Source organism: Xanthomonas sp. NCPPB 1754, from assembly GCF_041475725.2.
In the GTDB taxonomy this organism is placed as follows: domain Bacteria; phylum Pseudomonadota; class Gammaproteobacteria; order Xanthomonadales; family Xanthomonadaceae; genus Xanthomonas; species Xanthomonas euvesicatoria.
Genome location: NZ_CM192982.1, coordinates 1,730,540 through 1,744,299 on the forward strand (window position 1 = coordinate 1,730,540; position 13,760 = coordinate 1,744,299).

9 protein-coding genes and 1 pseudogene are annotated in these 13,760 nt (G+C 66.0%); all 10 read right to left on the bottom strand.

The features are described from left to right. Nucleotides 1–220 precede the first annotated feature (220 nt). The 10 genes and pseudogenes from ACCQ15_RS07665 to purB all read right to left on the bottom strand — a co-directional run bounded on the left by ACCQ15_RS07665 (nucleotide 221) and on the right by purB (nucleotide 13,740). Nucleotides 221–1,990, bottom strand: coding sequence for an ABC transporter transmembrane domain-containing protein (locus tag ACCQ15_RS07665; RefSeq protein ID WP_372381391.1), 1,770 nt, complete (start codon nucleotides 1,988–1,990; stop codon nucleotides 221–223). Continuing rightward, nucleotides 1,987–2,589 (bottom strand): IMPACT family protein, encoded by a 603-nt coding sequence (locus ACCQ15_RS07670; RefSeq protein WP_008572004.1) that lies wholly within the window; start codon nucleotides 2,587–2,589, stop codon nucleotides 1,987–1,989. Before ACCQ15_RS07670 ends, ACCQ15_RS07665 begins: the two co-directional genes overlap by 4 nt. A gap of 266 nt (nucleotides 2,590–2,855) precedes the next feature. After that, complete coding sequence (locus ACCQ15_RS07675; RefSeq protein ID WP_008572002.1) at nucleotides 2,856–3,449, bottom strand: LOG family protein; 594 nt, start codon at nucleotides 3,447–3,449, stop codon at nucleotides 2,856–2,858. 213 nt (nucleotides 3,450–3,662) lie between these two features. Next, nucleotides 3,663–5,105 carry a dihydrolipoyl dehydrogenase gene (lpdA, locus tag ACCQ15_RS07680; protein ID WP_008572001.1) on the bottom strand — a complete coding sequence of 481 codons (1,443 nt, stop codon included), beginning with the start codon at nucleotides 5,103–5,105 and terminating at the stop codon, nucleotides 3,663–3,665. Between the two features lie 111 nt (nucleotides 5,106–5,216). Further along, a complete protein-coding gene (sucB, locus tag ACCQ15_RS07685) occupies nucleotides 5,217–6,431 on the bottom strand; it encodes a dihydrolipoyllysine-residue succinyltransferase (protein ID WP_372381393.1) in 1,215 nt (404 codons plus the stop codon). Between the two features lie 42 nt (nucleotides 6,432–6,473). After that, nucleotides 6,474–9,302: a 2-oxoglutarate dehydrogenase E1 component gene (locus ACCQ15_RS07690; protein ID WP_071117718.1), complete on the bottom strand. Its 2,829-nt coding sequence runs from the start codon at nucleotides 9,300–9,302 to the stop codon at nucleotides 6,474–6,476. A gap of 180 nt (nucleotides 9,303–9,482) precedes the next feature. Then, a pseudogene (locus ACCQ15_RS07695) lies at nucleotides 9,483–9,860 on the bottom strand (DUF7931 domain-containing protein); the annotation flags it as partial. Between the two features lie 29 nt (nucleotides 9,861–9,889). Next, nucleotides 9,890–11,383: a ribosomal protein uL16 3-hydroxylase gene (locus tag ACCQ15_RS07700; protein ID WP_372381395.1), complete on the bottom strand. Its 1,494-nt coding sequence runs from the start codon at nucleotides 11,381–11,383 to the stop codon at nucleotides 9,890–9,892. Nucleotides 11,384–11,628: 245 nt separating this feature from the next. Beyond that, complete coding sequence (locus ACCQ15_RS07705; RefSeq protein ID WP_011346970.1) at nucleotides 11,629–12,129, bottom strand: DUF3060 domain-containing protein; 501 nt, start codon at nucleotides 12,127–12,129, stop codon at nucleotides 11,629–11,631. A 243-nt stretch (nucleotides 12,130–12,372) separates the two neighbouring features. Beyond that, nucleotides 12,373–13,740: an adenylosuccinate lyase gene (gene purB, locus ACCQ15_RS07710; protein WP_057681578.1), complete on the bottom strand. Its 1,368-nt coding sequence runs from the start codon at nucleotides 13,738–13,740 to the stop codon at nucleotides 12,373–12,375. Nucleotides 13,741–13,760 lie beyond the last annotated feature (20 nt).

A 13,760-nucleotide genomic window follows, 5' to 3' on the forward strand; every position in this document is an offset into this window, starting at 1 on the left:
GGAGCGCACGGCCGGCGTGGCCGGTGAGACAAGACGGGCGAGGTACGGCTAGCGAGTGGAGCGGCAGCGCGTCCGGCGAGGGCGGAGGAGCCGTGGTAACCGCAGTGTACGAGCGGCGCATGCCGATTCCGAGCACCGGCCGCGCCCGCATCGCGGTGGGCGCAGTCGTTTCGCTGGTTGCGCCAGGTGCCATCGCTGGAACGACGGCGCCTGGCGGCGCTCATTGGTCGATGAACTGCAGCCGCGCCAGCTCCGCATACAGCCCACCTTCGGCGATCAACTGTGCATGCGTACCCTGCGCGACGATGCGCCCGGCATCCATCACCACGATGCGGTCGGCCTTGAGCACGGTGGCCAGCCGGTGCGCGATCACCAGCGTGGTGCGGCCTTCCATCAGCCGCTCCAGCGCCTGCTGCACGGCGCGCTCGCTTTGCGCATCGAGCGCGCTGGTGGCTTCGTCTAGCAGCAGGATCGGCGCGTCCTTGAGCAGCGCACGCGCAATGGCCACGCGTTGCTGCTGTCCGCCGGACAGGCGCGTGCCGCGCTCGCCCAGTTCGCTGGCGTAGCCCTGGGGCAGGGCGCGGATGAAGCCATCGGCTTCGGCGGCGGCCGCCGCCGCTTCCACCTGTGCATCGCTGGCTTGCAGGCGCCCGTAGCGGATGTTGTCGGCGGCGCTGGCGGCAAACAATGTGGGTTGCTGCGGTACCAGCGCGATGTGTTCGCGCAGCAGGACCGGGTCGACGTCGCGCAGGTCGATGTCGTCGATGCGCACCTTGCCGCTGACCGGGTCATGGAAACGCAGCAGCATCGACAGCACCGTGCTCTTGCCCGCTCCGGACGGGCCCACCAGCGCCACGGTTTCGCCGGGGCTGACATGCAGGTCGAACCCATCCAGCGCCGGCGCGTCCGGGCGTTGCGGGTAATGAAAGACCACCCGGTCGAAATGGATCGCGCCGCGCAGCGGCTGCGGCAAGGCCTGCGGCGTGGCCGGCGCCACGATCGCCGGTTGTTCGTCGAGCAATTCACTCACCCGGCCCATGCCGCCGGCGGCACGCTGCAACTCGTTCCAGACCTCGGCCAGCGCCCCGACCGACCCGCCGCCGATCAGCGCGTACAACACGAATTGGCCGAGCGTGCCCGGCGTCATGCGGCCAGCGATCACATCGTGCGCGCCAAGCCACAACACCGCGACGATCGCACCGAAGATCAACATGATCGCCACCGCGGTCACGGTGGCCTGGGTGCGGATGCGCAGCTTGGCGGTATCGATGGCGGCAAACAGCGCAGTACTGAAACGTTGGCTTTCGTAACGCTCGCGCGCGTGTGCCTGCACGGTGCGCACCGCGCCCAGGGTTTCGGCCGCCAGCGTATTGGCGTCGGTCACGCGGTCCTGGCTTGCGCGCGAAATCTTCTGCAGGCGGCGTGCGCCCAGCACGATCGGCAGCACCGCCAGCGGGATGCCGATCAAGGTGAAGCCGGCCAGCCGCGGGCTGGTGACGAACAGCATGACCATGCTGCCGATCACCGTGACCGAACTACGCAAGGCCACCGACATGGTGGTGCCGATCAGCCCCCGCAGCAATTCGCTGTCGGCCGACAGGCGCGACACCAGTTCGCCGCTGCGGCTGCGGTCATGGAACCCGGCGTCCAGTCCGATCAGGTGCGCGTACAGCCGGCCGCGCAGGTCGGCGACCACTTTCTCGCCCAGCAGGGCGACGAAATAGAAGCGCGCCGCAGTTGCCAACGCCAGCACGACCGAAACTGCGAACAGCAGCGAGAACGCCTGGTTGATCTGCGAGTCGCCGGAGAAGCCCTGGTCGATCATGCGCTTGACCGCTGCGGGCAGGCTCAGTGTGGCGGCAGCGGAAATCGACAGCGCGACCAGCCAGGCGGCGAACAGGCCGCGCTGGCGTTGGACGAATGGCCACAAGGTGCGCAGGCTGCCCAGCTTCCGCAACGGGTTGGAACGTGCAGCGGCTGGCTCGGTCATGCGGCTTCCGGGGTTGAGAGATGGACACGATTGCGAGTGGCGTCGCACAGGCGGGTTTTCAAGCCGGCGAGCTGATCTGCAGGCAGTTGCACGCGCAACGCTGCACCTTCGGCATCGAAGCGTTCGTCCAGTTTGTCGGCATGGAAGGCCGCCAGTGCTGCGTGCACCAGGCCCAGATCGTCGAACCGGCATTGCACCTGCACCAGCGACAACGCGATCAATGGCTGTCGCGTTGCCAGCCGCAGGCACTCGGCCGCGGTACCGCCGTAGGCGCGCACCAGCCCGCCAGCACCGAGCTTGATGCCGCCATACCAGCGCGTGACCACGACCACCACCCGATCGAAGCCCTGGCCATCGATGGCGGCCAGGATCGGCCGGCCGGCGGTGCCGCTTGGCTCGCCGTCGTCGCTGGAGCGGTAGTCCTGCCCGAACCGATAGGCCCAGCAGTTGTGCGTCGCGTCCGGCACTGCCACGCGCTGCACGACCTCCAACGCATGCGCGGGAGCATCCAATGCGGCAGCGTGGGCCACAAAGCGACTGTGCTTGATGTCCAGACTGTGGTGCGCATCAGCGGCGAGGGTATCGAGCATCGCCGCCATTCTATGCGAGGCGGTGCTACCGATCGCTGCAGCCATCGTGACTGCCGTTGCAAGCTGGCAACACGGCGCCGTGCGCGTGCCGTCGTGCTGCAGCACCTGCGCAGTGTGGCAGTGACGGCGGGCGACGCGCCGGCAGTGGCATCGTGCGTGCCGACGCCGCGGCAGCGGCTACGTACGCCTGTCATCGTGTGCCGGGCGACCAGGGAGCCGCGCTCTGCAATCCAGCCGACGCGCAGTGAGACGCCGTTTGTCTTGGCTGCCTTCGATTACACAAGGGTGGAACGACGCTTCTCGTCGATCCACTTCGACGCCTGCGCCGGGGTGTAATGCTGCATCCAGTCGAGCATCTGCTCTATATCGGCGCCGTACCACAGGTCGGCGCGTTGGTCCGGGTGAAGGAAGCGCTCTTCGACCATGCGGTCGATCATGCCAATCAGCGGTGCGTAAAACCCTTCGATGTCCAGAAACGCGCACGGCTTGTTGCCGATGCCGAGCTGGCGCCAGGTCAGCATTTCGAAGATCTCTTCCATGGTACCGAAGCCGCCGGGCAAGGCCACGAACGCATCCGACAGCTCGAACATGCGCATCTTGCGCTCATGCATGGAACCGACGATTTCCAGCGTGGTCAACCCACGGTGCGCCACTTCCCAATCGGCCAGCTGCTGCGGAATCACCCCGGTCACTTCACCGCCGGCCGCCAGCACCGCATTGGCCACGGTGCCCATCAAGCCAACGTTGCCGCCGCCATACACCAGGCGCAAGCCCTGCTTGGCGATGCGATCGCCCAACGCAATGGCGCGCTCGGCATAGGCGGGTTTGTTGCCGGCATTGGAGCCGCAGTAGACGCAGATGCTTTTCATGGGATTCGGGATTGGGGAGTAGGGATTCGTAAAAGCGGGGGCGCGCCGCGTCGATGTCATCTGGAAAGCCGTGGAATGCACGTTGCACGACTGTTCTGACTGGGCCTGAAAAACTTAACGCCGGAATCTACCCGGCGTTATGTCATGGCTGGGAATAGTCAGAGGCGGGAACCGCAGTTGCGAATCCCAACTCCCGAATCCCAAATCCCGGCCTCAGTTAGCCTTATGAATCGCGCGCTTGCTCACCGCCATGGCGGCATCGTGGATCGCTTCGGACAGCGTCGGGTGCGCGTGGCAGATGCGCGCCAGGTCGTCGGCCGAGCCGTTGAATTCCATGGTCAGCACACCTTCGTGCACCAGCTCGGACACGCCCACGCCCACCAGGTGCATGCCCAGCACACGGTCGGTTTCGGCATCGGCGATCACCTTGACGAAGCCGGCCGGCTCGCCCATGGCCACCGCACGGCCGATCGCCGCGAACGGGAAGCTACCGGCCTTGTAGGCGACGCCTTCGGCCTTCAGCTGCTGCTCGGTCTTGCCGACCCAGGCAATTTCCGGCTCGGTGTAGATGACCCACGGAATGGTGTCGAAGTTGACGTGACCCGGCAGGCCAGCAATCAGCTCGGCGACCGCGATGCCTTCCTCGAAGCCCTTGTGCGCCAGCATCGGGCCGCGCACGCAGTCACCGATCGCCCACACGCCATCCACGCCGGTGTGGCAATGCCCATCGACCTCGATCTGGCCACGGTCGGTGACCTTGACGCCCGTGCCTTCGGCCAGCAGGTTCTTGGTGGCGGCCTTGCGGCCCACGGCCACCAGCAGCTTGTCCACGGTCAGGGTCTGCTCGCCGGCCGCGTCGGTGTAGCTGAGCACCACCTGCTTGGCATCGCCACTGCCGGTGATCTCCGTCTTGCTGACCTTGGCGCCCAGCTTGATGTCCAGACCCTGCTTCTTGAATTCCTTCAGCGCGGTCTTGGCAACCTCGGCATCGGCCAGCGCCAGGAAGTCCGGCAGTGCCTCGAGGATGGTGACCTCGGCGCCCAGGCGCTTCCACACGCTGCCCAGCTCCAGACCGATCACGCCGGCGCCGATGACCGCCAGACGCTTGGGAACGGCGGTGAAATCCAGGCCGCCGACGTTGTCGACGATGGTGTCGCCGTCGAACTTGGCGAACGGCAGTTCGATCGACTCCGAACCGGCCGCCAGGATCACGTTGGTGCCCTTGAGTTCGATCTCGCCGCCTTCGTGCTGGGTCACCTTGACGATGTTGCCCGGCAGCAACTGGCCGAAGCCGTAGTACGGAGTGATCTTGTTGGCCTTGAACAGCATCGCGATGCCGCCGGTGAACTGCTTCACGATCTTGTCCTTGCGGCCGATCATGGTGGGCACGTCCATCTTGGCGTCGTTGAAGCTGATGCCGTGGTCGCCGAACAGGTGCCCCATGTTCCAGAACTGGCGCGAGGAATCCAGCAGCGCCTTGGACGGAATGCAGCCCACGCGCAGGCAGGTGCCGCCCAGCGCCGGCTTGCCGTCCTTGCCCAATGCCGCGTCGATGCAGGCGACCTTCATGCCCAGTTGCGCCGCACGGATGGCGGCGTGATAACCGGCCGGACCGGCACCGATGACGACGACGTCGAATTGTTCTTGTTCGCTCATTCTTCGCTCACGAGATTAGGAATTGGGGATTGGGGATTCGCAAAACGCAGGATGCTCGAGACCGAGATGCTTTCGCCATCCCGAATCCCGAATCACCAATCCCGGCTTTCATCACAGACCGAACAACATCCGGCCCGGGTTTTCCAGCTGATTCTTGATGTCGACCAGGAACTGCACCGAATCCTTGCCGTCGATGATGCGGTGGTCATAGGACAGCGCCAGGTACATCATCGGGGCGATCACGACCTGGCCGTTCTCGGCGATCGGACGTTCCTTGATCGCGTGCATGCCCAGGATGGCGCTCTGCGGCGGGTTGATGATCGGCGTGGACAGCAGCGAGCCGAAGGTGCCGCCGTTGGTGATGGTGAAGGTGCCACCCTGCAGGTCCTCCAGGCCCAGCTTGCCGGCGCGCGCCTTGGCGGCGTAGTCGGCAATGCCTTGCTCGACATCGGCGAACGACTGGCGCTCGACGTTACGCAGCACCGGCGTGACCAGGCCCTTGTCGGTCGACACCGCGATCGAGATGTCGCTGTAGCCGTGATAGATGATGTCGTCGCCGTCGATCGAGGCGTTGACCAGCGGGAAGCGCTGCAGCGCGTTGGCGGCGGCCTTGACGAAGAAGCTCATGAAACCGAGCTTGATGCCGTGTGCCTTCTGGAACTCGTCCTGCAGTTCCTTGCGTGCGGCCGACACCTTGGCGAGGTTGACCTCGTTGAAGGTGGTCAGCATCGCGGTGGAGTTCTTGGACTCCATCAGGCGCTTGGCAATGGTCTTGCGCACGCGGGTCATCGGCACGCGCTCTTCCGGACGGGCGCCCGAGGCCTTGCCGACGCCGCCGGCCTTGGCGAAGTTGACGATGTCTTCCTTGGTGACCGCGCCACGACGGCCGGTGCCTTCGACCCGCGACGGGTCCACGCCCTGGGTGATTGCGGAGAAACGCGCACCCGGCGGCAGCGCATCGGCAGCCGACTTGGACGCAGCAGCAGGCGCGGCGGCGGCAGCCGGTGCCGGAGCGGCGGCCGGCGCAGCAGCGGCAGGCGCCGGTGCATCGGCCTTCTTCTCTTCAGCCGGTGCAGCGGCAGCCACGGCGCCTTCTTCGATGATCGCCAGAATCTGGTTGCTGGTGACCGTGCTGCCGGTGTCGAACTTGATTTCCTTCAGTACGCCGTCGACCGGCGAAGGAACTTCCAACACGACCTTGTCGGTTTCCAGGTCGACCAGATTCTCGTCGCGCTTGACCGCTTCGCCGGCCTTCTTGTGCCAGCTGGCGATGGTGGCGTCGGAAACGGATTCGGGCAGTACCGGAACTTTGACTTCGGTGGCCATTCGGGGAGCGTCCTAGGGTTTTCGTTCTTTGGGGAAGAGGAGTTATTCAGCGACTTGGTCGTTGAACGGGTTGAGCAGCGCATCGGCAACCAGCTTCTGCTGCTCGATGATGTGGTCGGCCATGTGGCCGGCGGCAGGCGAGGGCGAACGGGCACGGCCGGCATAATGCAGGCTCTGGCCGCCAGCCAGGCAGAAGTTGAGGTGATGGCGGATCTGGTACCACGCACCCTGGTTCTGCGGCTCTTCCTGGCACCACACCACATCGGTGGCGTTGCCGTAGCCCTTGAGCTCGGCCGCCAGCTGCGCGCGCGGGAACGGATACAGCTGTTCGATGCGCACGATGGCAACGTCGTCCTGGCCGCGCTTGGTCTGGTCTTCGAGCAGGTCGTAATAGACCTTGCCCGAGCACAGCACCACGCGCTTGACCTTGGCCGCGTCGGCCTTGGCGTCCGGGATCAGATGCTGGAACTGACCGTCGGCCAGTTCTTCCAGGCTTGACACCGCCAGCTTGTGGCGCAGCAACGACTTGGGCGTCATCACCACCAGCGGCTTGCGGGTGGTCATGCGCATCTGGCGGCGGATCATGTGGAAGCACTGCGCCGGCGTGGTCGGCACGCAGACCAGCATGTTCTCCAGCGCGCACAGCTGCAGGAAGCGCTCCAGACGTGCGGAGCTGTGTTCCGGGCCCTGGCCTTCGTAGCCGTGCGGCAGGAACAGCGAGAGGCCCGCGATGCGGCCCCACTTGGCTTCGCCGGCGGCGATGAACTGGTCGATCACCACCTGCGCGCCGTTGGCGAAGTCGCCGAACTGCGCTTCCCAGATGCACAGTGCATTCGGGTCGGTGGTGGAGTAGCCGTATTCAAAGCCCATCACCGCTTCTTCGCTCAGCAACGAGTCGATGACGGTGGCGTCTTCCGGGTTCTGCACCAGCTGGCGCAGCGGCAGATAGTAGTCGTCGGTCTTCTGGTCATGCAGGATCGCGTGACGGTGGAAGAACGTGCCGCGGCCGGCGTCCTGGCCAACCAGACGCAGCTTGTGGCCTTCGGCCAGCAGCGTGGCGTAGGCCAGGTTTTCGGCAAAGCCCCAGTCGCCGGGCTGATCGCCGGCAGCCATCTTGACGCGATCTTCGTAGATCTTCGCCACGCGGGCGTGCAGTTCGACGCCTTCCGGGATGGTGGTGATCAGCTTGGCCAGACGGTCCAGCTGGTCGCGCTTGACGCGCGTGTCCACCGGATCGGCAGCGGTTCCGACCAGGTACTTGGACCAATCGATGGCGAATTCGTCCGGCTTGCGCTTGGCCAGTTCGGTGGTGTATTCGCCCGAATCCAGCTTGTTGCGGTAGCCGTCCACCAGTGCCTTGGCCTCGTCGGCGCTCAGCACGCCTTCGCTTTCCAGCTTGGCGGCATACAGCTCGCGGGTGGTCTTGTGCTTGCGGATGGTCTGGTACATCACCGGCTGGGTCGCTGCCGGTTCGTCGGCTTCGTTATGGCCCCAACGGCGGTAGCACACCAGATCGATGACCACGTCCTTCTTGAACTGCTGGCGGAACTCGTAGGCCAGCTTGGACACGAACATCACCGCGTCCGGGTCGTCGCCGTTCACGTGGAAGACCGGCGCGCCGATCATCTTGGCCACGTCGGTGCAGTACAGCGTAGAACGGGCGTCGTCGCGGGTGCTGGTGGTGAAGCCGATCTGGTTGTTGACCACGATGTGCACGGTGCCGCCGACCGCGAAACCGCGCGCCTGCGACATCTGGAACAGCTCCATCACCACGCCCTGGCCAGCGAATGCGGCATCGCCGTGGATCAGGATCGGCAACACGCTCTTGCGCTCGGCATCGCCGAAACGCTCCTGGCGCGAACGCACGCTGCCGACCACGACCGGGTCGACGATTTCCAGGTGCGAGGGGTTGAAGGCCAGCGCCAGGTGCACCTGCTTGTCCGTGCCAACGGCGATGTCGGCCGAGAAGCCCATGTGGTATTTGACGTCGCCGGTGTGCGCGCGGTCGTCATGGGCATGCTCGAACTTGCCTTCGAATTCGTCGAACAGCTTGCGCGGATTCTTGCCCAGCGTATTGACCAGCACGTTGAGGCGGCCGCGGTGGGCCATGCCGATCACGATGTCCTTGACCTGATCGTTGCCGGACTGGCGAATGATCTCGTCCATCATCGGGATCAGCGAATCGCCGCCTTCCAGCGAGAAACGCTTCTGACCGACGTACTTGGTGTGCAGGTAGCGCTCCAGGCCTTCGGCAGCGGTGAGCCGCTCCAGGGTGCGCTTGCGGCTGGCCGCATCGCCGGCAATCTTGCCGCCGGCGTCTTCCAGGCGCTTGTAGATCCACTGGCGCTGGTCGAACTCCTGGATGTGCATGAACTCGGCGCCGATGCTGCTGGCGTACGTCGCCTTCAGGCGCGTCAGCAGATCCTTGAGCTTCATCCGCGGCTGGCCACCGACGCCGCCGGTGCTGAATTCGCTGTCCAGATCGGCCTGGGACAGGCTGTGGAACGGCAGGTCCAGGTCGGGCGGGTTGACCGGCGGGACCAGGCCCAGCGGGTCGAGCTGTGCGCCGAGGTGGCCACGGGCGCGGTAGGCGGTGATTAGACGGCCGACATTGCGCTCGCGCTCGTCACTGGCGCCTGCGCCGGTGCCGGCGTTGGCAGCCTGCTTGGAAGCGGTGAGGATGTGGGCGATGGCCGCCGAATGCGGGACGTCACCGGCACCGCGACCTTCGAAACCATCGAAGTAGCTCTTCCACTTCGGATCGACACTGTCCGGGGCGACGAGGTACTGCTCGTACAGATCCTCGATATAGGCGGCGTTGCCGCCGGCGAGCTGCGATGACTGCGCGAACTGCTTTAGGAGATTATCCACGATGGTAAGTCGGGTCTGCTGTGGGGATGATTGTGCGGAAGCGGCAGGGCGAGATGCCCCATCGGTCGGTCTCAAATCTCGAAAAATTATACCCCCTTGCGCTAGTGAGGGGGCGTCTGCAAGCTGACCGGCGGGGTAGACCAATTGCGCGCGCGCCTACGTGCAAGGGGCGCTTTGGGGTCAGATGCCGAGCGCGCGCGGCTCGTTCCAGAGCGCGCTGCGCTCCCATATCTGCGCGAATTCGCGCTCCAACTGGCGGCTGCGCGCTGCACCCGACAGCCAGGTTTCGCCATCATCGAAGCGATGACCCGTTGGACGAAAGTAGTAGGCGTCGTCGCCGACAACATAGGCCGATGCAAAACTTGCATCGACCGGGTCGCTGACCGCGCGGAACCGGAACACGCTGGGCAGGCGCTGTGCCAGGCGCAGCATCGCGCTGCTGCTGGCCGCGGCGCTGGCGGTGTCTTGCACCAGGATATGCACGCGCTTGTCGTGGCGGGCGGTGGCACAGGCCGGCCGCAGCGCACGCAGCGCCGCGGCGTCGGCGGCCGGATCCAGCGTGACGATCTGCGGTCTGGCGTGCGCGCTCATGCAGGCTTGGTGGCGTCGTCGCTGTCGTCGGAATCGGTCTCGTCGGCGATCGCGCTGTCGACTTCCTGCTCGGCTTCGGCGGCGTCGCCGGGTTCGACATCGGCCTGCAGCGCCTCTGCCGGGGTGTCGGCAGAGGCGGCAACCTGTTCGACATCGACATCGGCGTCGGCATCGATGTCCCCGTCCGCCTCCGGCGCGTCGTCGTCGGCGTCTTGGTCGTCGTGGTCGGCCGACACGCTCAGGGCATGCGCGTGGTCGTCGTCTGCGATGTCGTCCTCGGCATCTTCGTGGGCGCGCTGGTAGTGGCCCTGTGCCAGCAGCTCCAGCACCACCTCGCGGCCACGCGGGGACAACTGCGCGTACAAGGTGCCGTCGATCTCTTCGGCTGCCGCCAGCCGGGACGCATCCTTGGCCGACAGCGCAAACTCCAGGCCGCTGCAGAACAGCGTGGCACCGCGCTTGGCGCGCCGCCAGGCCAGTCGCGACCACGGGTGGCGGTGCAGCAGCACGCCTTCCTCCAGCGCCTGCTCGACCGCTTCGCGCGGGATTGGCTCGGGCGCCGGCACCACGTCGCCGGAGGCGCGGTAGGTGGTCATGAAGCGGCCGAACCAGTCGCCCAGACGGTCGGGGTCGTTCATGCGCAGCGCATTGAGCGCAGCGACCACGCGGTTCATCGCGGTGACGTCGATCTCGTAGGGGTCGGCCGGCACCTTGAGGTCTTGGTCGTGATAGCGCACGGCATCGTCTGCATCGGCAATCAAGGTGTCCAGGTAATCGCCGATCAGCTCGGCCGAGGACGGTGCGCGGGTGCCGATGGAGAAGGTCAGGCAGGCGTCTTCGGCCACGCCGTGGTGCGGGATCAGCGGCGGCAGGTAGAGCATGTCGCCCGGGCCCAGCACCCAATCGTGGGTGGGCTTGAACTCGCGCAGCAGCTTGAGCTCGACATCGTCGCGGAACGCCAGCGGCGTGGCCTTGCGGCCCTGGACGGTGCGCGCATCGATCTGCCAGCGGCGGTGGCCCTGGCCCTGCAGCAGGAACACGTCGTAATGGTCGACGTGCGCGCCCACCGAACCACCGGTGGCGGCGAAGCTGATCATGATGTCGTCGATGCGCCAGCGCGGCAGGAAGCGGAAGTGCTCCAGCAGGGCACGCACGTCGGCGTCCCATTTGTCCACGTCCTGCACCAGCAAGGTCCAGTCATGGTCGGGCAGGCCGGGGAAATCGGTTTCCTGGAACGGGCCGGTGCGCACGTCCCAGCCGTCGGTGGCGCGGTCGTGGCTGATCAGGCGCGCCAGCACGCCGTCTTCGCAGGCCAGCCCGGCCAGGTCTTCCGGCTGCAGCGGCGAGGCGAAATCCGCGAACGCATTGCGGATCAACAGCGGGTGCTTGTGCCAGTAATTGCGCAGGAAACGCTCGACCGGCATGCCCAGCGGCTGTCCCGGACGGGCCTGGACTTCGATGGCAAGTGGGGTCGCTTTACGTACGGCCATGTGGGGTCCTTACACGATGTAGAAGAGAGTGTGGTGCGCGGCATCGGCCGGCGCCAATGGCCTATTGTCGACTGCCCGCGCCGGATGTCCACCTGTGCGGCGCGCAGCGTGCCGGCTCGCGTTCGCCGCTGCAGGGCTGGTCGGCATTTCCGATCGCTTCTTCATGTCGATGGCGTTGCGAGCGGCATGGTGGCGCTATCGGCGCACGCCGATCGCCGCGTGCGCCGATAGCGCACCAGCGCGCATCACATCACCTTGTTGCCGCTGCCACGGTCGTCCAGTACAGGCTTGCTGGATGGGTTGACGGTGTTGTCGTTGCCCGAAAACCGCACCTGTTTCACGGCGCGCGCGAGCACAAGATTCTTGTTGCCCTGGATATCCACGCGATCGACATCGGTGAGATTGAGCGTGTTGTCGTGACCGCTCACGCTGAGCTGGCCAAGTTGCTGGTTGAGCACCGTGAAGTTGCTTCCCTCCAGGCGAATGCTGCGCGCGGTGTCCAGATTCATCGCGCCACGCGAGGCGGTGATGGTGACCGTGCCGCACTCGCCGTGCAGGATCCATTCGCTGTCATTGCGGGTCAGCCGGACATCCTTGCCGGCACAGTCTGCGCCGCTGGCCGGATCGGTCAGCGTGTTAGATACCGCCGACGGGGCCTGCGCGGCGGGGCCATCGCCGCCGCATCCGCTCAGTGCGAGGACGCTTCCCAGCGTCAACAGGGTCAGTGCCGTATGAGTGACGCGCATCGCCGATCTCCTCAAAGTGAGGCCGGCACGATAGCAGTCCGGTTCGGTCACCATGTGCAGGCCCTCGCCGGCCGCCCGTCCGCGTGCGGGGGGCGACGCGTCCCGCCCCGGGCGTCTTGGCCTCGTCATCATTGGCCTTGATCGTGCTGCATCGGCATGTGGTGATGCCGATGCAAATTCGCCGATGAGGTCCGATGACGTGGCCCGCTTCGCAAGCCCTGCACCGCGTGCGGTTCGGTCTGCTCAGATCGCGCGCGCCAGCTGCTCGGCCAGGCCGGTATAGGCGCCCGGGGTGAGCGCGCGCAGGCGCTGCTTGTCGTCTTCCGGCAGTTGCAGGCTTTCCACGAAAGCTTGCATCGAGGCGGCGGTGATGCCCTGGCCGCGGGTCAGCGCCTTGAGTTGTTCGTAGGGGTTCGGCAGGCCGTGGCGGCGCATGACCGTCTGTACGGCTTCGGCCAGCACTTCCCAGGCCGCATCCAGGTCGGCATCCAGGCGCTCGGGGTTGACGGTGAGCTTGCCCAGGCCCTTGGCCAGCGAATCCAGCGCGACCTGGGTGTGGCCGAACGCGGTGCCGAGTGCCCGTAGCACGGTGGAATCGGTGAGGTCGCGCTGCCAGCGGCTGATCGGCAACTTGGCGGAAAAGTGCTCGAACAGCGCGTTGGCGATGCCGAGATTGCCCTCGGCATTTTCGAAGTCGATGGGGTTGACCTTGTGCGGCATGGTCGAGGAGCCGACTTCGCCCTCTTTCAGCTTCTGCTTGAAGTAGCCCAGCGAGATATAGCCCCAGATGTCGCGCGCCAGGTCGATCAGGATGGTGTTGGCGCGGCGGCTGGCATCGCCGATTTCGGCCACATTGTCGTGCGGCTCGATCTGGGTGGTGTAGGGATTGAACACCAGCCCCAGGCTTTCCACGAAACGCTGTGCGAACGCTGCCCAGTCCAGGTCCGGGTACGACACCAGGTGCGCGTTGTAGTTGCCGACCGCGCCGTTGATCTTGCCGGTCAGTTCGACCGCGGCGATCTGCTTGCGCTGGCGCTCCAGGCGCGCGACCACATTGGCGATTTCCTTGCCCAGCGTGGTGGGCGAGGCGGTCTGGCCGTGGGTGCGCGAGAGCATCGGCTGGGCGGCCTGGGCGTGGGCGAGGGTGCGCAACGCGGCGGTAATGCCGTCCAGGCTGGGCAGCAGCACCTCGCGGCGGGCCTGCTCCAGCATCAGGCCGTAGCTGAGGTTGTTGATGTCTTCGCTGGTGCAGGCAAAGTGCACGAATTCCAGCGCCGGACCCAGCTCGGCGTCGTCCTTGAGCTGCTCCTTGATGAAGTACTCCACCGCCTTGACGTCATGGTTGGTGGTGCGCTCGATCTCCTTGACCCGCGCGGCATGCGCCACGCTGAAATCGTCGGCCAGGGCGCGCAGGCGCTGCGCGGCAGCCGGCGAGAACGGCGCCAGTTCGGCGATGCCCGGCTCGGCGGCCAGTGCCAGCAGCCATTCGATTTCGACCTTGACCCGCGCCTTGATCAGGCCGTATTCGGAGAAGATCGGGCGCAGCGCATCCACCTTGGAGGCGTAGCGGCCGTCGAGCGGGGACAGGGCGAGCAGGGCGGAATCCGACATGGGCAAGGGCGGCAGCGGTG